The 19,981-nt window shown below is 38.0% G+C and carries 17 protein-coding genes, 1 tRNA gene and 1 other RNA gene; 8 read left to right on the top strand and 11 right to left on the bottom strand.

Annotated elements, in window-relative coordinates; translation table 11 throughout:
• Positions 1-156 precede the first annotated feature (156 nt).
• A complete protein-coding gene (recF, locus tag WKT13_RS11100; protein WP_340323929.1) occupies positions 157-1,263 on the top strand; it encodes a DNA replication/repair protein RecF in 1,107 nt (368 codons plus the stop codon).
• Positions 1,256-1,546 carry a DUF721 domain-containing protein gene (locus WKT13_RS11095; RefSeq protein ID WP_298617452.1) on the top strand — a complete coding sequence of 97 codons (291 nt, stop codon included), beginning with the start codon at positions 1,256-1,258 and terminating at the stop codon, positions 1,544-1,546. Before recF ends, WKT13_RS11095 begins: the two co-directional genes overlap by 8 nt.
• A 19-nt stretch (positions 1,547-1,565) precedes the next feature.
• On the opposite strand, the gene WKT13_RS11090 is transcribed toward WKT13_RS11095, so the two are convergent.
• The 10 genes from WKT13_RS11090 to WKT13_RS11045 all read right to left on the bottom strand — a co-directional run bounded on the left by WKT13_RS11090 (position 1,566) and on the right by WKT13_RS11045 (position 10,821).
• Positions 1,566-2,099 (bottom strand): 5-formyltetrahydrofolate cyclo-ligase, encoded by a 534-nt coding sequence (locus WKT13_RS11090; protein WP_340323928.1) that lies wholly within the window; start codon positions 2,097-2,099, stop codon positions 1,566-1,568.
• Positions 2,092-3,813, bottom strand: coding sequence for a S41 family peptidase (locus tag WKT13_RS11085; RefSeq protein ID WP_340323927.1), 1,722 nt, complete (start codon positions 3,811-3,813; stop codon positions 2,092-2,094). Before WKT13_RS11085 ends, WKT13_RS11090 begins: the two co-directional genes overlap by 8 nt.
• Positions 3,800-4,246 (bottom strand): deoxycytidylate deaminase, encoded by a 447-nt coding sequence (locus tag WKT13_RS11080; RefSeq protein WP_340323926.1) that lies wholly within the window; start codon positions 4,244-4,246, stop codon positions 3,800-3,802. Before WKT13_RS11080 ends, WKT13_RS11085 begins: the two co-directional genes overlap by 14 nt.
• Positions 4,212-6,308, bottom strand: coding sequence for a M3 family metallopeptidase (locus WKT13_RS11075; protein ID WP_340323925.1), 2,097 nt, complete (start codon positions 6,306-6,308; stop codon positions 4,212-4,214). The genes WKT13_RS11080 and WKT13_RS11075 overlap by 35 nt, the downstream gene beginning before the upstream one ends.
• A gap of 130 nt (positions 6,309-6,438) precedes the next feature.
• Positions 6,439-7,113 carry a Crp/Fnr family transcriptional regulator gene (locus WKT13_RS11070; RefSeq protein ID WP_340323924.1) on the bottom strand — a complete coding sequence of 225 codons (675 nt, stop codon included), beginning with the start codon at positions 7,111-7,113 and terminating at the stop codon, positions 6,439-6,441.
• An 8-nt stretch (positions 7,114-7,121) separates the two neighbouring features.
• Complete coding sequence (locus tag WKT13_RS11065) at positions 7,122-8,162, bottom strand: FAD:protein FMN transferase (protein WP_340323923.1); 1,041 nt, start codon at positions 8,160-8,162, stop codon at positions 7,122-7,124.
• Positions 8,163-8,164: 2 nt separating this feature from the next.
• Positions 8,165-8,863 (bottom strand): DUF6048 family protein, encoded by a 699-nt coding sequence (locus WKT13_RS11060; RefSeq protein ID WP_340323922.1) that lies wholly within the window; start codon positions 8,861-8,863, stop codon positions 8,165-8,167.
• Positions 8,793-9,299 carry a DUF6452 family protein gene (locus tag WKT13_RS11055; protein WP_340323921.1) on the bottom strand — a complete coding sequence of 169 codons (507 nt, stop codon included), beginning with the start codon at positions 9,297-9,299 and terminating at the stop codon, positions 8,793-8,795. The genes WKT13_RS11060 and WKT13_RS11055 overlap by 71 nt, the downstream gene beginning before the upstream one ends.
• Positions 9,287-10,249, bottom strand: coding sequence for a glycosyltransferase family 2 protein (locus tag WKT13_RS11050; protein ID WP_340323920.1), 963 nt, complete (start codon positions 10,247-10,249; stop codon positions 9,287-9,289). The genes WKT13_RS11055 and WKT13_RS11050 overlap by 13 nt, the downstream gene beginning before the upstream one ends.
• A gap of 32 nt (positions 10,250-10,281) precedes the next feature.
• On the bottom strand, positions 10,282-10,821 hold the full coding sequence (locus tag WKT13_RS11045; RefSeq protein WP_340323919.1) for a DUF4199 domain-containing protein: 540 nt from the start codon (positions 10,819-10,821) through the stop codon (positions 10,282-10,284).
• 288 nt (positions 10,822-11,109) lie between these two features.
• Here WKT13_RS11045 and ffs point away from each other — a divergent pair.
• From ffs to WKT13_RS11015, 6 genes are all read left to right on the top strand, one after another.
• Positions 11,110-11,208, top strand: an RNA gene (gene ffs, locus WKT13_RS11040) — signal recognition particle sRNA small type.
• Between the two features lies 1 nt (position 11,209).
• Positions 11,210-11,283: transfer RNA gene (locus WKT13_RS11035), tRNA-Thr, on the top strand.
• Between the two features lie 1,276 nt (positions 11,284-12,559).
• Positions 12,560-13,945 (top strand): MBOAT family O-acyltransferase, encoded by a 1,386-nt coding sequence (locus tag WKT13_RS11030; RefSeq protein ID WP_340323918.1) that lies wholly within the window; start codon positions 12,560-12,562, stop codon positions 13,943-13,945.
• A gap of 26 nt (positions 13,946-13,971) precedes the next feature.
• Entirely contained in the window at positions 13,972-15,036 is a 1,065-nt protein-coding gene (locus WKT13_RS11025) for a DHHW family protein (protein ID WP_340323917.1), read from the top strand.
• 81 nt (positions 15,037-15,117) lie between these two features.
• Positions 15,118-16,599 carry a DHHW family protein gene (locus WKT13_RS11020; RefSeq protein WP_340323916.1) on the top strand — a complete coding sequence of 494 codons (1,482 nt, stop codon included), beginning with the start codon at positions 15,118-15,120 and terminating at the stop codon, positions 16,597-16,599.
• Between the two features lie 12 nt (positions 16,600-16,611).
• Entirely contained in the window at positions 16,612-17,370 is a 759-nt protein-coding gene (locus WKT13_RS11015) for a YaaA family protein (protein ID WP_298617424.1), read from the top strand.
• Between the two features lie 12 nt (positions 17,371-17,382).
• On the opposite strand, the gene WKT13_RS11010 is transcribed toward WKT13_RS11015, so the two are convergent.
• Positions 17,383-19,926 (bottom strand): endonuclease MutS2, encoded by a 2,544-nt coding sequence (locus WKT13_RS11010; RefSeq protein WP_340323915.1) that lies wholly within the window; start codon positions 19,924-19,926, stop codon positions 17,383-17,385.
• Between the last annotated feature and the right edge of the window lie 55 nt (positions 19,927-19,981).

Below are 19,981 nucleotides of genomic sequence, written 5' to 3'. Positions count from 1 at the left end.
TCGGTATAAATTAATAGAATAAAGTGTCTTACACGCATATAAAATGCGTCGCAAAATTACGGAATTAATCTCATATATTGAAATTTATTTTCTACTTTTTTCTTTTTTGATTGATAAATGATTTATCTTTGCATTAAAGAAGATTTTGTATTTCTGATGATATTAAATAAAATTTCAATTATTAATTTTAAGAATATTCGGGAGGCAACATTGTTGATGTCACCCAAAATAAATTGTTTCATTGGAAATAATGGGGAAGGGAAGACAAATTTATTAGATGCTATATATTACCTTTCATTCTGCAGGAGCTCTTTTAATCCAATAGATTCACAGATAATAAAACATGGTGAGGATTTCTTTGTTTTAGAAGGACTGTATCATGATGACAAAGGGGATGCTATGAGCATTTATTGTGGAATGAAGCGGGGTACCAAGAAACATTTCAAGCGTGACAAAAAAGAATATAAAAAATTTTCTCAACATATAGGACTTATACCTCTTATATTTATTTCCCCAAATGATACTTCATTGATAGATGGCGGAAGTGAGGAGCGTAGGCGTTTTATGGATGTTGTAATATCTCAATATGATCGAAGTTATATTGAGGCATTGGCCGCATATAATAAGGCTCTTACGCAGCGTAACTCTTTACTTAAAACAGAAAACCCGGATGAGACGCTTCTTGATATTTGGGAAAATGAGATGGCACGTCATGGAGGACAAATATATAATAAAAGAAATAATTTTATAAAAGAGTTTGTTCCCGTTTTTCAATCTGTATATAATAGTATATCCGGAAACAAGGAAAATGTCTCATTAAATTATGTATCTCATGCGCAAAGTGGTCCATTGCTTGATGTAATTCGTAACAGCCGTGCTAAAGATTGTATCTTAGGTTATTCTTTGCATGGTGTACATCGTGATGATTTGAACATGATGCTTGGAGATTATCAGATGAAGCGCGAAGGCAGCCAGGGGCAGAACAAGACTTTTGTATTGGCCTTGAAGTTGTCACAATTTGATTTTTTGCGTAAGACTGTCTCAAATACAACTCCACTTCTTTTACTGGATGATATATTCGATAAATTGGATGCCGATAGAGTGGAACGTATCATTGGTTTGGTTTCGGGTAAGAGTTATGGTCAGATTTTTATAACTGATACTAATCGGGATCATTTGGATAGAATACTGGATAAAGGTTCATTCAGTTATAAATTATTTATGGTTGATAATGGTGAAATAAAGGAGAAGATGGATGTTTAAAAAAGATGTTATGTCAATTTCAGACCTTATAAACGTATATTTGCGTAAAGAAGGACTGGAAACACCGTTATTGCAAAAACGTCTTATTGATGCATGGGGTGTTGTTGCGGGACATGTTGTAGAACAATATACTGCAGAAAAATTTATAAAGAACCAAACTCTTTTTGTAAAGATCTTGAATCCGGCTTTGCGTCATGATTTGTCAATGATGAGAGCTCAACTCGTAAAAAGGCTTAATCAGGAGGTTAAATGTCAAGTGATTGTGGATGTGAGGATATATTGAATATTTATATAATTTATTATTAAATAACTTCATCTACCGGGATGTCGTTTGGATCAGTAGGTAATTGCACGAATTTTTGAAAATCAAAGCATATTCCAATTTTATAAATCTTTGGATTTTTCTTTAAGAATCTGTCATAATATCCTTTACCACGTCCGATTCTATTTTTTGTGCTATCATATGCAATTGCAGGGATAACAGCGACATCTATCTTATCCATTTTTGTATATTCTTCACCCATAGGCTCCTTTATGTTGAATGCTCCATCTTGCATATCTTCATTCGGGGTGTATTTGCGTAATACCATTTCGAAATTATTTATAACCGCTGGAAGTAATATTTCTTTACCTTCATTTGCAAGTTGCATTATTGCCGTGTGGGTATATACTTCATCAGGCAGAGAATAATACATCAGTATTGTTCTTGCATTTTTTATTTTGGGGTGTTTTAATAGTTTGTTTATAATAGCAAGCGACAATTCTTTTAACTGAGATTCTGTGAATTGTCGCTTGCGTATTTTTATTTCATTTCTGATTTGACTCTTTTCACGCATGTAATATCTTTATATTACCTTGTTTTCTTAGGTGGTCGTGTATGGATAATCTTGTATTATAGGCTATTTTTTTATTCTTTTTATTTCCTTTTTCTGTTTTTTTCGGAAATGCTGCATTGTTTTCAAAAACTCTTAGAGCACTTTCTATTGCAGGATCATCAAGATTGATATATTCTGTCCATGCAGCTTCATCTAACATATTGTAGATAATACGACTATTGATGTATCTTTCTAATAGTTTATGCGATTTTCTAATCATTATATTTCGGCGCTTTAAGCCGTGCTTCTCTGCATATATCGCAAATTTTTCTACTGTATTCTGGCTTACAAGATAGTCAGCTAATTCAGACATCTCTTTGTAATTATTCAGTTTTTGTCTATTATTATCAGTATAGTTGAAAGCAAATTGGAGTATGAGTCCACTTATGCTTGCTTCTTTATAATAAGAGGTAACCCCGATTGTATCTTCTGCAATAAATATGTCAGGTGTAATACCACCGCCACCATATACAGTTCTTCCTAAACTTGTATAATACGCAGGTCCTGTATGTTTTATGCTGTCTTGCGAGAAGAACTCTCCGTGCTGATAACGGGCGATAATGTCTTGTTCATAGTTTTTATCGTCACCTGCTGTGTATGGCTTTTGTATACAACGTCCAGAAGGGGTGTAGTATCGTGCAACTGTAAGACGTATCATACTTCCATCAGGGAATTCCATTGGTAATTGTACGAGACCTTTTCCAAAAGAACGCCGCCCGATGATTGTTGCGCGATCATTATCCTGCATCGCACCTGCAAAAATTTCGGATGCAGACGCTGAGCCTTCATTTATCAGCACAACAAGAGGTAGGTTTTGATAGTTTCCTCGTCCATCAGATCTGTACTCTTGTCTTGGTGATTTTCTTCCTTGGGTATATACAATGAGTTTGTTCTTAGATAAGAACTCATTTGCCATTTGTACTGCAGGATTCATATAGCCTCCGGTGTTATCTCTTAAGTCAATGACAAGACTTTGGAATCCATTTTGAGATAATTGAGCCAATGATATAAGCAATTCTGGATATGTAGTTTCCCCAAAATTCTTGATTCTTATATATCCGGTTTTATCATCAAGCATATATGTAGCGCTAATACTTTTTTGTGGAATTTCGCCACGTGTGACAGTGAAATATTTTATATTTTTCTGTTTGTATCTGATAACACCAATTTTTACTTTTGTTCCCTTTGGTCCTTTCAGTCTGTATTGTGCTTCCTGATTAGTGACAATCTTCCCCACAAATGGTTTACCGTCGACACTTACAATTTTGTCTCCGGCAATTATTCCTGCTCTTTCTGCAGGTCCGTTACTTATAACATTCTGTACTCTTATTGTGTCTTCACGTATTGTAAATTCTATTCCTACACCAGAGAATGAACCTTTTAAGTCATCGTTCGCAGCCTGTACATCTTTTGCACTGATATACACTGAGTGTGGATCTAGTTCAGCAAGTATTTTGGGGATTGCAGCTTCTGCGAGTGAGTCAAGATTTACTTTATCTACATATTTATCATCAATGATGTGTAGCAGATTTGTAAGTCTGTTACTCCCCGAATTTATAATATTCAGGCGGTTTCCTGAAAAATGATTTGCATAGAACGTTCCTATAATAATACCGATTACAACGCACAAAGCCATCATAAGCGGTATAAAACGGTTTGATTTATTTATATTCATTCTCGTCGGGGTTTAGATAAATCACTTCAATATTTGCTTTTTTTAAAAGATTGATGCCGTCTTCCAATCTGTATTTCTCACCATAGACGACTCTTTTTATTCCAGCTTGGATAATTAATTTTGAGCATTCAATACATGGCGCGGCAGTAACGTATAATGTAGCGTTATCGCTGTTGTTACTGCTTCGTGCAAGTTTTGTTATGGCGTTTGCTTCTGCATGCAGTACGTAGGATTTTGTTACATTATTTTCGTCTTCACATTGGTTTTCAAATCCACTGGGTGTACCGTTATATCCATCGCTGATGATCATTTTATTTTTCACAACGAGTGCACCTACTTTCCGTCTTTGACAATAACTGTTTTCTGCCCATATTCTTGCCATGCGCAGATATCTGATATCAAGATTTCTTTGTTTGCTGTCTTTTGATTCCATTACGTTTTAATAATGCGTCTATTGTTGGTTCTTGGCCTCTAAATTTCTTATAAAGAGTCATGGGATGTTCTGTACCTCCTTTAGAAAGGATGCAATCTCGGAATCTTTGAGCCGTATCCTTATTGAATATTCCATTTTCTTTGAACATGTTGAATGCATCCGCATCAAGCACTTCTGCCCACTTGTAACTGTAATATCCAGCTGCATATCCTCCGGACATAATATGAGAGAATTGGGTTGTCATACAGGTGTTCGGCTGTTGTTTGGATATGATCGCTTTTTCCCAAGCTTTTTTCTCAAATGTTATTATGTCTTCATTGAAAGCCTTCTTTTGAGTGTAATAGGCCATGTCCAATAATCCAAAACTTACCTGTCTGAGGCATCCGTAGGCAGCAAGGAAATTCCGACTTCTGTGTATTCGTTCTATCAACTCGTCTGGAATAGGTTCTCCTGTTTCATAATGGAAAGCAAATATGCGCAAGAAATCTTTTTCTACAGCAAAATTTTCCATAAATTGAGACGGAAGTTCTACAAAATCCCACCATACGTTTGTTCCACTAAGGCTTTCGAATCTCGTATTTGCAAAAATACCATGAAGTGCGTGACCGAATTCGTGGAGAAAAGTTTCTACTTCACCAAGTGTAAGGAGTGCAGGTTTTTCTTCTGTGGGTTTTGTTAGATTCATAACCAAACTTACATGTGGTCTTACATTTACCCCTTTTTTGTCAATCCACTGTCCTTGGAATTCCGTCATCCATGCACCTCCTTGTTTTCCTTTTCTTGGGAAAAAATCTGCATAAAGTACAGCCAGATATGAATTGTCTTTGTCGAAAACCTCATAGGCCTTGACATCTTGGTGGTATACAGGAATTTCTTTATTTTCCTTGAATGTGATTCCGTATAATTGTGTAGCCAGATTAAATATGCCGTTTATGACTTTGGGTAGTTCAAAGTATGGACGCAGCATTTCCGAGTCAAGATTATATCTTTCCATCTGCAGCTTATGGGAATAAAAACTGAAATCCCATGGTTCCATCTGAAAGTCATCTCCTTCGATCTTCTTGGCAAGTATATTTATTTCGTCCACTTCTTTTTGAGCTGTTGGTTTGTATGCTTCTATCAAGTCGTCAAGAAGCTTGTATACGTTAGCCGTTTTACCGGCCATTCTATGCCTCATTACATAATCGGCAAAAGTATCATAACCTAGCAATTGGGCGATTTCACGTCTCAAATTTATGAGACGTTTGCATATTTCAAGGTTGTTTTCGCTGTTTTCATGTATTCCAAGAGTGTTTTTCTCCATGTACATTCTTTTTCTCAGTTCTCTTTGAGTTGAGTAAGTCATGAATGGTGAATAGCTCGGAGCGTCAAGTGTGAAAACCCATCCATCTTTTCCTTGTTCTTTAGCAGTCTGTGCTGCTGCATTCCTTGATGTTTCTGGCAGTCCGTCAAGTTGTTTTTCGTCAGTTAAATTAAGTGTAAAAGCCTTGTTTTCTTTCAACAAATTTTGTGAAAACTGTAGGGACAGCATTCCTGCCTCTTCTGTAAGCCTTCTTAGTTGTTCCTTTCCCTTTTCATCAAGTAATGCACCGCTACATGCAAAACCGTCGTAACAGTTATCCAGGAGCATCTGCTCTTCCGGTGTGAGTTCGCGATGATGTTCATAAACATATTTTATGCGTTCGAAAAGTTTTTTATTGAGTTTTACGTCATTGGCGTGTTTGGTCAGAATTGGACTCATTTTCTGGGCCAATGCGTCAAGTTCTTCATTTGTCTCAGCACTGAGCATGCATGAAAATACATTAGACACACGATTTAGCAAATCATAATAATGTTCTCCTTTCTCGTTGTCTGTGCGTATTATAGTGTTTTCAAAAGTTGGTTCCGAGTTGTCATTTATTATTTTTTCAATCTCTTCATTGTCCCTTCTGATTCCTTCCATAAAGGCTTCTTCATAGTCAGATATTGCAATCTGATTGAAGGGGACTGTCTCGTGCGGGGTGTTATAGTTTTCAAAGAATGGATTCTTGTGATTATTTTGTTCTATTTTATTTTCACACATACTTATTGATACTATTTATTGTATTTACCTGATATAATATTCATTATATCTATTGCAAAAATAGCAAAAATATCATATACGTTTTTGTAATGAAATTATTTTTAACTTATATTACACATGTGGTTTATTGTCACATTATCAATCTTTCTAATGATGGAATATGTATGATGGTTCTCCTTAGTTGTAGAAGTCCTTCCGCTTGCATTTTGTTAAGCTCACGTGAGATGTTAAGTCTGTTATCGTTTAATTCCTCTGCCAGACGCTCCATCTTGATATATATAGTTTTTGTCCCAGCAGGTTTCCTACAGTGAGACTCAAAAAAACGTATGATACGCCGTCTGAGATCTGTCGGTTTTGCCAGCCACCATTTATGTGTTATCTTTTGTGTTTGTGTAGTTATGATGTTAAGAAGATTAAGCCTGAATATCATGAATTCGTCAGACAATCTTAGAATTTCATCTTTGTCGAGTGTTATAAGATTGCATGCTCCAGAGGATGTAAATGTGTATGTGTAACGTTGGTTAAGTCCGAATATATGTTCGGGTTGCAGTATGTCTGGGGCTGTAATTTCTTCTGAGAAGGCATAACCGTGGTCGTCTGAAAATCTTTTTGCTTTTACTTTCCCGTTTGTCAGAAATATAAGTCTGTTGCACACACTGCCTTCTTTAACTATAGTTTCTCCGTCCATGTATTTGTGAAATCCGAACTTTGTATGGGCAATGATACTGTCAATATCAGTTTTGCTCATTCCTTGAAACAGCGGCTGTTTCAGAAGCCGTGTATACATATCTGGTTCGTTCACCATACGGATCTTCAGTTTGTCAGTTTTTCTTTCATTGCTTCAGAATACCATACTTTTGTGGCCCCCTTATCGTCAGAAAAAATAAAGTATGCCATAATTTCTGGATTGTTATGCAAAATATGCTTTGCTTTGTCTATGCCCATAACCATAAATGCAGTGGCATAGGCATCTGCTGTAGCGCAGTTCGGAGCTAATACGGTTGCTGAGAGCAGACTGTGTTGTACAGGGCGTCCGGTTTTGGGATCAATCGTGTGAGCGTATTTTTTTCCATTCTTATAATAGAAATTTCTATAGTTTCCACTTGTTGCCATTGCCATATCTTTTACATTGAGTATGGTTTGTATATCCTGATTCACATTGAGTGTATCATCTACAGGTTTGCTTATTCCTATTCTCCATGGATGCTGTTGGCTATTAATTCCCTTTGTCACTACTTCGCCACCTATTTCCACCATATAGTTTTTCACTCCTTGTGATTCCAGATATCGTGCTACTGCATCAGAACCATAGCCTTTGGCAATTGCACTACAGTCTAGCATTATTCTCGGATCGTTTTTTACAATTGTTCCTTTGCCGTCTTTTTTTATATATTTCACTTTCTGATAGCCTGTTATAGTCAACAGACTATCAATTTGCTGTTGTGTCGGCATTTTACCTTTTTTGAATCCGAAACCCCAAGCATTTACAAGTGGGGCGACAGTTATGTCAAATGAACCGTCTGTCTGTTTTGCAACGTCTTGTGCCAGTTTGAACACGTCAATAAACATCCTGTCCGGTTCGACATGCTCGTTACGGTTTATTTTGGATATTGTTGAGTTTTGATTAAACATCGAGAGTGAGGAATCCACTTCTTTCATTGTGGCAAGTATACCTTCACCAAGATTTCTGTCACTCTGATATGTGACATTGTACATGGTGCCGAAAATCATTCCGCTGTCATGTTGATATGGTGTGTTCTGCTGTTTTCGTATAATCAGAATGGTTCCTATTATGAGAAATATGAGAAACAGCAACTGACCTATGTTTCTTTTGTTGTATTTTCTGTTATCCATGTTTATAATTCAAATGCAACATTAAATGTACCGCCTAATCTTGTACCGCCTTGTTTGCCATAACCTGGAACATACCAAGTGTTACCTATATTGCCGTCGTCATGAATCAGACGTCGTTTGTACCTGAAACTCCACCCAAGTCTTATGGGGCCCCATATTTTCGCATCCAGTCCAAACACGGCTTCTAACCAGTGGTAGTTTGCCTTGACGTCCTTTGCAGAATATTCAACATGGTCTCCCCATACAGGATCTGTTATATCATGCCCCTCAACATCAAACTTAAAGGAAGTATACGCATATCTGACCCCCCCATATATTCTGTATATGTCATGCTTGTTTTTCATCAGATTGAAGTCAATACCAATTCTCCCATACGGTGCACTTGTTTTGTATGACAGTTTTGATATGACATTCTCTGCATCAGCTTTACCATATCCCAGCTCAATTATGGGGAAATATTTGTCTTTGAGATTGATACGCAAAGCAGCTTCATATTGTCCATAATCACTGAAAGCCATTTGAGCTATTCCTGCAAGGTCGGCAGACAGTGCCACACCGCGGAATAGTGGTATTGTGTCGGATGGTGTTTCAGCAATTTGTTTGCCTTTTTGTTGAGCTGATATCTGTATGTTATTGATCATCAGAAGGCTCAGAACTATCGCCACCTTTAAGATATATGATGAAATGTGCTTCTGCTGCATTGTATGTTACAGTGTTTTTATTTATTTTTATTGAGTCGATTGCATGTTTTGTGTAAGTCACATTCGTGATGGTGTGAAAGAAAGCTGGATTGCAGTCGACGGATTCAAAATGAGGCATATTATTTTTGGTCACCTTTATTGTGTCGGTAATGGCGTTGCCATCGCTGTTTTCGAAGCTGAAAAAGAATGAATCTTCTGTCCGCGTGTAACTCATCGGTAGTGAGATGCTGTCTGCGTATTCCATCTTATTTATAAGCACAGAATCATCACCCTCTGCCTGTGATAAAGGAGTGGTGACGGTGAGTGTTGTGCCTTCTTGTGCCGAACCTCCGACAAATTTATATTTTGCGTAGACTTTATTGTTGAGCGGACAATCAATTGAAGAGCATGCAGCTATGGCTGATATTACCGCAAAAAATATTATCAATTTCCGCATCTCAGCATCTTTTCTATTTGGTAGTCATTTCGTGTCTGTGATGTGCGGCTTACGAGATCGCCTATGAAGCCTGCCAGGAACAGTTGTGTTCCTATCATCATCATTGTAAGTGATATGTAGAAATAGGGTGACTCTGTTACAAGGCGCTGTGGCACGCCGTTAGACAGACACCATAATTTCTCCGCTCCGATTATCATTGCTGAAATCAGGCCTATGAGGAACACGATGGTACCGAGAAATCCGAATACATGCATTGGCTTCTTGCCGAAGTTGTTGAGAAACCATAGTGTGATAAGGTCAAGATAACCATTGAAGAATCTGTTAAGGCCGAATTTTGATTTTCCATATTTGCGTGCCTGATGGTGTACCACTTTTTCGCCGATCTTGTCGAATCCGGCATTCTTGGCAATATATGGTATATAGCGGTGCATTTCTCCGTAAACCTCTATGTTTTTTACTACATCGCTACGGTAGGCTTTCAATCCGCAGTTGAAGTCGTGCAAATTGTGTATTCCGCTTATCTTTCTTGCTGTGGCATTAAATAATTTGGTCGGTATAGTCTTTGACAGCGGATCGTAACGTTTCTGTTTATATCCGGAAACAAGATCATAGCCATCTTCTGTTATCATCTTATATAATTCCGGTATTTCATCTGGAGAATCTTGAAGATCTGCATCCATGGTTATCACTACGTTTCCTTTGGCTTCTTTGAAGCCGCAGTACAAGGCCGGACTCTTTCCGTAGTTTCTGCGGAATTTTATGCCTTTCACTTCCTCGGCCTTGTTGCTTAACTCTTCTATCACTTTCCAAGAGTTGTCTGTAGAACCATCGTTGACAAAAATTACTTCATAGCTGTAGTTGTTGGCTTTCATTACACGTGCTATCCAGCTGTAAAGTTCTGGCAATGATTCTTCTTCGTTGTATAAGGGGACTATTACGGAGATATCCATATTCTTATTTATATAAAATTTCGTTGAATTTTTCAGTTATTGATTTTTATTTTTCTTACAGGACGTCTTGTGCATACGGCTGCTATAGGAAATCCAATGATGAATCCAATGAATATGTTTTGTATCATAAACATAAATGCCCATTGTATTGGAGACAATTCTGCCATCATTCTCAGTTCATTGTTTATTTCCTCAACGGGGAATCCGTTCTCTGCATATATGGGCATGATATGCTCCATTGTTTCTGTAATCATGGTCATGAACATATTGTTGTCTAGAAACCTGAAATACAGATATTGCATTATTGCAAAAATGGCAGAAGCGTAAAATACGGTGTAAATAGAGTAGGCGAATCCACGTCTGAACGAGATGGTACCATTCAAAGCATAGTTGCGGAATTTTATGAGCCGCCATCCGATGAAGAATGGTGTTGCCAAGGCAAGGATGTTCCCAATGGGAGTTTGTGGGCTGTATATGGTGGCTGCAAAACTTGCTATCCATAATATTGACAGCAGTGCGCCATCCTGACGCGCGAACGCCTTTAATTGAATGAAGTTTTCTAATTTAATCATCAAATGAATAAATGGTTTTATAAAATAATGTGCAAACTTACACAAAATTTTCGGATTAAGTACGTGTGATATATATAAATTCACTTTCTTTAATTCAGAGGATACGCATGTAGTGATCAAACATATACTCTTAGAGAATGTATTATTGATTATATGAAATGTATTATTTCAATACGGTGAGAAGTTTTAGTATTGTTTCTAAAATCAAAAAATAAGTTAAAAAAAATATGTATCGCTCTTAGATTTATTGTTTTTTAAACTTTATTATTACCTTTGCACCCACAATACGGGTAAGTCTTGCACGGCCAGCTCCCTTCGAATCCTCCAGGACGGGAACGTAGCAAAGGTAGTTGGTTGTAGCGGCGCGATGTAAGTAGCTTGCCCACCCGCCTCTTTAGCTCAGTTGGCCAGAGCACGTGATTTGTAATCTCGGGGTCGTTGGTTCGAATCCGACAAGAGGCTCAAAAAGATGAGATTGAGAAGGACGCAAGATCTTGTTGCGTCCTTCTCTTTTTATATCTGGCGACCGGGATATTTGGTATATGCTTGGCTGATGGATTGCAGAAACGTATATTTATGCGTGTTTGGGACTTAATAGGACTTAATATAAATTATGTTTATGTATGAAATACTGTAGAATCGAGAAAAACTTTATGACAATGCTGTAGTGACCGGCATTGTTTTTCGTGATGATAAATCCGAGTAGCCACAACGGATAAATTATCCGTCTTAAGACTAACGCGTGTTTTTCGCGTCTTTCCAAACGTCTCGCGTCAGCATTTTTTAAGAAAACTCTGATGAGGAAGTTACAGATTTTTTTGACTTTTTTTGACAAAAGAAAATAGCAAAAGAGATATAAGGGAATGTTAAATCCTACATGAGAAAGGCCTGTTCAGACAGTACCGTCTTGTGATATACCCTGTTGTGGAATGTCGGATGGTGCGCATGACATTCCGATCAAGTCCGTTTGAGCCTCTACTTACGCCCGTATTAGGGTGTGATATGGTACGTTTTAGGTCCTAATACGTACCATATCAAGTACTCAAACGGTGCTTTTTACATGACGGGAAAATGACTGCTGTGTATAAGTTGCTGATTTATAGTATTTTATATAGATATTTTATTTTTCGCGTATTGGCGTCCGAAGGAGTGTCTGCGTGCAAATATTCGCTTATTTTTGGGGAGAACTGAAAACTCAGACGTAAAAATAATTAAATACTGAAAATCAGAAAGTGGGCCCGTCATGGAATGTTAGTTGCGCGATAAAACTTTTCTGCCAATGTGTGACTGTCTTTTCAAACTGTTGCAGATGACGTCCGGTGATGCAAAACAGGCATCATGAATGTGCTGAGCTTGTTGTTTTTGGGGGAGAAAATTGCCTGTGATCTGTTTTTGTATAAAAGGACTGTTAGTCCAACGGATTGTGTGTGACTCGGTTGAAACTGTGTGTTTGTGAAATAATCAATATTGTGAGATATATACTCTATTCGTAAGAAGTCACTAATCACTCAGTATATTCATTTTTTATGTTTATATATGCGGAATCGGGTGTTATAGTATACGTTTTATTTTTGTGTTATTATGAATTTATTTCATAATATTAGTGTAACTTTGCAAACTCATTGTGAATGATATTGTTTTAAGTTTAATGTTAAGGATTTACCTGTAATAAAGAGGAATGGTTTTTTCTGATCTGTTTTTTCTTTTTGTCTTTATTCCGGCTTTCATGCTGCTGTATATGGCAGCGGCATTGGCTGACCGCAACTCGGTTGGAGTTTTCGGGAAAGGACAGAATAAAGCCAAGAATTTCGTGCTTGTATGTTTTTCGCTGATATTCTATGCCTGGGGCGAACCGTTATATGTGTTTCTCATGCTTGTCAGCGTGTTTTTTAATTTCCGTTTTGGTTTGATTATAGGCAAGAGCCGGAATCATAGACGTGCAGCGCTTGTTGGAGGATTGATTTTCAATATATTGGTGATATGTACGTTCAAGTATCTGGTTTTTTTTGCACAGACACTTAATGATTGTGGAATCAATGTGCCTGTTCCGCGTATAGCATTGCCTATCGGTATCAGTTTCTATACTTTCCAGTCCATCTCATATCTGATGGATGTATATCGCAGAGTGTCGCCGGCACAGCGTCGCTTCTCAGATCTATTGCTTTATATATCGATGTTCCCCCAACTCATTGCCGGACCAATTGTGCGTTACCAGACCGTCGCAGAGGAAATACATGATCGTCATGTGACCTCACGCGATATTGCCGATGGAACATACCGTTTTCTGATAGGACTTGGCAAGAAGGTGATTATTGCGAACCAATTGTCGGAGATTTCAGGACAGTTTCTTGTTGACGGTCTTGATTCGCTTTCAACTGCCGGTGCATGGGTTGGAATAATCGCATTCACTCTTCAGATTTATTTCGATTTCTCTGGATATTCCGATATGGCAATCGGAATGGGACGCTGTCTTGGATTCCATTTCAATGAAAACTTCCGCCATCCTTATTGCTGTACTTCTATAACCGATTTCTGGCGAAGGTGGCACATATCACTTGGTAGTTTTTTCCGTGATTATGTATATATCCCGATGGGTGGTAATCGTCGTCATCAGGCCTTAAATATTCTTGTCGTGTGGTTTCTCACTGGTATGTGGCATGGGGCAAGCTGGAATTTCATATTATGGGGATTGTATTTCGGCGTGATAGTTATGTTGGAGAAATATACATTGCTGCGTGTTCATGACAGGATTCCCCGTGTTGTTCTGCATGTTTACAGTTTGTTGCTTGTAATTATCGGCTGGGGTATATTCTATTTCGACAATTTTGACTCCATGCTGATATTTTTCAATGCATTTATCGGTCAATCTGCTGCATTGACAGATTTTGTATCTCAGGCAGCTATTACTGATAATTTCTGGCTGTGGGTTATGGCAATAATATTCTGCATGCCGTTACGCGGCACGGCCTCAGCTTTGCTTGCAAGCATGCTCGGACGAAGCTCAGTTTTGCATGGTGGTGCGGTGCTATGTGTGCGCGTCTGCATCTCGCTGGTGATGCTTATGCTAAGTGTAGCCCTGCTGGTGGGAGCAACTAATAATGCATTTATTTATACAAGGTTCTGAAAATAGGTTAATGAAATAATGAATATATGAGACGTATTTTTGCAGAAATATATATAATGATGCTGACTGTTGTGACACCAGCATTCGCAGGAGCACATATCGCTTATGATTCGGATGTCAATGACGTATCCACAAGGGCCAAGTCTTCTGCTTCATCCTCTTCACTGGCCCGCAAGACGCGTTCTGGTATTATTGTTTTGGGGAGCGGAAAGGATGTGCGGGCATTCGAGCCTTATGGAGGTGGACACGACAACGGAGAGAAATATGCCGATGCGATAAACAGATACAAAAAGGCTTTTGGAAGTAGTGTGAACGTATATTGTATGGTCATTCCTACAGCAGTGGAGTATTATTGTCCTGATAGCATACGCAGTTGGACGCACGACGAGAAGAGTGCTATAGACGCAATCTTTTCACACTTATCGGACTCTGTAACCAGAGTTGACATATATGATGTGTTGGCTACTCATAAATCGGAGAACATATATTCGCGCACTGATCATCATTGGGCTCCTCTTGGAGCATATTATGCTGCAGGCTGCTTTGCAGATAAAGCCGGTCTGCCGTTCCGTGATTTGTCTTCTTATGACAGTGTGGTAGTGAGAAATTATGTAGGAACAATGTATACATTCTCAAAAGATATGGCCGTGAAGAATGCGCCGGAAGATTTTACGTATTATGTTCCGCGTGATGTAGATTATAAAGCGACTTATATCAAATATAAGTTAGGTCGTAATCGTCGGGTGACAGGTGAAAGTTTGCCTGTAGATGATGTTTTTTTTCTGCACTATAATGATGGCAGTCCCAGTGCTTATTGTACTTTCATGGGAGGTGATTCGCGCACGGTGAAGGTAAGAACATCGACAAAGAATGGGCGCCGTTTGCTGATAATGAAAGACAGCTATGGTAATGCTTTGCCTGGTTATCTGTTCTATTCTTTTGAGGAAATACATATTCTTGACTTTCGTTATTTCAGCAAAAGTGTGGTGGAATATGCCCGCAGAAACAACATAAGTGATATGTTGTTCGCCAACAATATTTTTCATGCAAGCTTAGAGTCGACAAGTAATGCGTATTTAAGAATAATGTGATCTGAGTGATTATATATTATATATAGTGTTAAAATGTGGGTTTATAGTTGAGACTTCAGATGTTATTATAAATATTGGTATATGAAATTCTCAAAGATTTATATATTTGTCATAGCATTGGTGTTTGGATCGCTTACAGTTGTTTTTGCGACTTTTCCGCGGAGCAGGTATTCGGAACTTGAAAAGCGTGAACTGGCTGTTTTTCCGGAATTTTCCATGGAAAAACTCAAAAGTGGTGCCTATACCAAGGCTGTGTCTTCTTGGTTCAGTGACAGCGAACCGTTCAGAGACGTTTTCATGATGGCAAGCATGCAGGTTAAAGATGCTCAGTCTCTTGTTATTTCAGATGATAATATAAAGTTTCATGCATCAGAACCGGCTTCCACCGTAGAACTTAAGACTATAGGCTCGGATATGACAGCTACACCTGAAGAGGAGGAGTTTGTAAACGGGACGACTGACAATGAGAATGCCAAGATTGCTAATGCTGGAATAATAATTGTTGGCACGGGTGATAAGACAAGGGCACTTATGGCTTTCGGAGGTACGGCAAAGGGTGGCGTAGGTTATGCCAATGCTGCGAATAAATATAAGGAGGTGTTCGGTGACAAGGTGAATGTATATTGTATGGTTATACCTACGGCTGTGGAATATTATTGTCCACCGCGCGCAAGAAAAGTGACGACAGCCCAGCGGCCGGTTATAAACAATATTTTTGCCCATCTGACTGATGGTGTGAAACCTGTGGATATATATAATGTTTTGGGAAAGCACGTTTCAGAAGATATATTTCTTCGTACAGACCATCATTGGGCACCACTTGGAGCATATTATGCAGCTGGTCGCTTTGCACAGATTGCCGGAGTGCCTTTCAAAGATTTGTCACATTATGACCGTAAGGTTGTTCGTGGATATGTTGGAAGCATGTACGGATATTCAAAGGATATATCAATAAAGAATGCTCCAGAAGACTTTGTGTATTATGAACCAAAGGGTGTGAAATATACAACGACATATATAAACTATACCATTGACAAGAACTATCGTGTGATAGGAGAGGGTAAACCGTTCAAGAGTAGATTCTTCTTTCGATATCGTGATGGAAATGGTGGTGCTTACTGTACCTTTATGGGTGGAGATACCAAAATAACTGTGGTACGGACTTCTGTTCATAATGGTCGCAGACTTATTATATTGAAGGATAGTTTCGGAAACGCTTTACCGGGATTTCTCTTTTTCTCGTTTGAGGAGATACATGTCATAGATTCAAGATATTTTACGAAGAATATGAAGAAATATGTGGCAGCAAACAATATAACAGATATTTTGTTTGCAAATAACATATTCAAGGCTTATTCGAGCAGTATATATCGTTCTTATCTTAGATTTCTTGAGCAAAGTGATCATAGTGTCTTCAAAGCAGTTGTAGACAGTACTGCAACGGATACGATCAGGCAGAATGAAAAACGAATATCTTTGGGTAAAGACACGACATTGGTGCATAAGAAAAAGGTGGTTAATGATGTACATAAACAGGAAGATGATACTCTGAGTGTAATTTAATATTTGACAAATATGCAGATAATGATCGGTTCGGCTAAAGAGATGAGGCTGGAATGCAGTTATATACTGAGAGAAAAGACATTACCGCTTTTCCATGATGAGGCGTTTGCAAATGCAATGCAGATGACCGCTTATGGGGAAGATGAACTGAGAGAGATGTTGAAATGTAATGCTGGAATTGCATCTGAAAACAGACTTCGTTATATGCGTTTTGCTGAACCATGTAATGAGTTGCAGGCTATTTTGGCATATAATGGGGTGGTTTATAAACATATACACACAGAGAATTTTACGCTGGATGATTTTAAGTATGCAGGAAGTCATTTATGGATAACATCTTTTCTTTACGGATTGCTCAGACCTCTTGATATGATAAAATGTTATCGTTTGGAAGGAGATATTGTTTTGTCGAATAACGGATGTTCAATGTTTGATTATTGGAAACCAATATTAACAGACATGTTTATAGAATCTGTTAAGAATGATGACGGTGTATTACTTGATCTTGCAAGTAATGAAATGCATAAACTTTTTGACTGGCGTAAAGTGAAACGTGAGATAACAGTTGTTCGACCGGAGTTTCTTGTCTGTAAATGTGGAAAGCTTAAAACTGTAGTGATATATTCAAAGATGTGTCGTGGAGAGATGACTGGTTTTGTCATCAAGAACCGTATTTGTGATGTAGGTGCTCTACGTGGATTTACATATGAAGGGTTTAATTATTTGCCGCAAAAGAGCACACTGACATCACCGGTGTTTGTTCTTGAATGAAAATATACAGAATTACATTATATCCACAACGGTTATACCAGCCCCTCCAAATTGGACGTGCTCATCGTGATAGCTTGACACGTTAGGTACTGTTGCAAGATATTGGCGTATTAGTTGTCGTAGGATACCGTTGCCTTTTCCATGTAATATTCTGACACGTGACATACCAACAAGTATGGCATCATCAATGAAATAGGTCACGGCATTTAATGCTTCGTCACCACGCATACCTCTGACATCGAGATCCTGATGGAAGTTCAGTTTTCTATTATCTATAGTATCTCTTGTTTCTTTGCTGATTGTAAGTATTGTCTTATTATTTTTATTTTCTGGTTTGGACGTGTGTTCAATTCTGTCGACCGGCATTTTAGTACGCATGTCCCCGAATATTATTGTTGCGGTTTTGTTGTCTGTTGATTCAATTGTTCCGATAGAAGTAAACCCTTTTATTCTTACAGTATCACCATTTTTGAATATTTTACTACTTTCTTCGTCAACATCTTTACGTTTTATAGCATCACGCAATTTCTTTGCTGCTTGTGCTTCTTTATCGTTTTTCTCCAGCTTATGCTTTTTATGACGTTCTTTTCTTTCTTGTATTTGTTTTATTTTTTTTGCAATTAATTCATCATTTTTCTGTATGTCAATAGAACTTATCTCCTTTTTAAATGAATTTAGTTCTTCTCTGATGCGTCGTGTTTCTTCTTTTTCTGCTTGACACTCTTTTATCTCACGTATTGTATTTTCTATGTTTTTATTGCTTTGTCTGAGTAATTCTTCTGCTTCTTCTTTAGCTTTTTTCAATATTTGCTTTCGGCTTTTCTCAATTTCTGTTATGTCTGTTTCATAACGTTCTGTCAATTTGTCAAGTTCTTTCTCACGCTGATGTATTGTCTGACGTTTATTTTCCCAGTATCGTTTGTCACGCACTATATCCTGCAGATACTTGTCGCTTTGAATGTAATCACTTCCAACAATTTCACTTGCATCATGTATAACTTCTTCGGGAAGGCCGATTTTTCTAGCTATTTCTATTGCAAAAGAACTGCCGGGATTGCCTATCGACAATTGGAAGAGCGGTTTCATTTGTTGTCTGTCGTAAAGCATAGCACCATTCACTACGCCTTCATGCTCTTTTGCGAAATGTTTTAGATTCTGATAATGTGTTGTTATTATTCCATATGCTTTTTTATTGCAGAATTGTTTAAGCACAGCTTCTGCAATGGCGCCTCCAATTTGTGGTTCTGTACCGGTACCGAATTCATCGATTAGAATTAAGGTTTTGTCATCTGCAAACCTCATCATGTTCTTCATATTTGTCAGATGGCTAGAATATGTACTTAAATCGTCTTCTATGCTTTGTTCGTCACCAATATCTATCAGAATGTTTTTGAATATTCCTGTGTGTGAGCGTTCGCCAACAGGAATGGAAAGTCCACATTGTAGCATATATTGCAGTAGACCTGCTGTTTTTAGGCATACAGATTTACCTCCGGCATTTGGTCCGGATATTATTATAATTCGTTTATCGTTTGTTATTGTAATGTCTAATGGAACAACTTGTTTTTCTTGTTTCTCAAGCGACATTTTTAATAATGGATGTACGGCTTGTATCCAGTCGATTTGTGGCTCGGCTTTAACGGTTGGTTCGAATCCGTTTATGATTCGTGCAAATTCAGCTTTTGCACGAATCATATCAATTGTTGCAAGAAATTTGTATGAATCAAGTATTGGTCTTACGTGTGGCCGTACATCTTTTGCAAAATCCGTGAGTATGCGTATTATCTCACGGCGTTCTTCAGATTCCAGCTCTCTTATACGATTGTTTGCCTCAACAACTTCTGCAGGCTCTATATAGACCGTTTTACCAGATGCTGATTCGTCATGGATAATACCTTTTATTTTACGTTTTAGTCCTTGTGTTACAGGTATTACAAGCCTTCCGTCACGTAATGTTGGTGTTACGTCTTTCTCGACAAGGCCATCACTTTGTGCGGTACGGAGTATACTATTTAATGTTTTTGATATTCCACCTTCTGTTCGTGAGAGCTCCCGACGTATATTTTGTAATTCTGTAGATGCACTGTCTTTTATCTTGCCAAATTTATCAAGTATATTATCTATGCGTCGTATTAGTTGTGGAAATGTTATTACATCAGTTGTGAGTCTGTGTAGCGCAGGATATGGATATGTTTTCTCTTCATCTGTGCTGTTATCATCAGTACGGTTGAGATAGTTTACAATATTACATATTGTTTCCAACGAACGTCTGAGGTCAAATAGCTCATCTTCGTTGAGGTGGGTTCCTTCAAGGCGTAAACGGGCAACAGATTCTCTAACGTCAAAGAAGTATTGCATTGGAAAGTCATCTGCTTCCTCCTGCAGGCGACGGAATTCTTTTACTTGTTGCAGCCATTCATTTATTATCGTTGCATTAGTTGAGAAGTTCAAACCATCAATCTTTTCTTTTCCAAGAGAGCTCAGACAACGTTCACGTAAGAGATTTCTTATCTCATTAAATCCTATCTTATTTTCAAATGTCTTAGGGTAAATCATACTGCAAAGTTAGTGCAAGTTATATATAATACAAAATAAAGTCGTTTGTTTTTGT

It is taken from the genome of Prevotella sp. HCN-7019, assembly GCF_037890215.1.
Taxonomy (GTDB): Bacteria; Bacteroidota; Bacteroidia; order Bacteroidales; family Bacteroidaceae; genus Prevotella.
The sequence above is the reverse complement of the archived record's forward strand: the minus strand, read 5'-3'. Positions and strand labels throughout refer to the sequence as shown.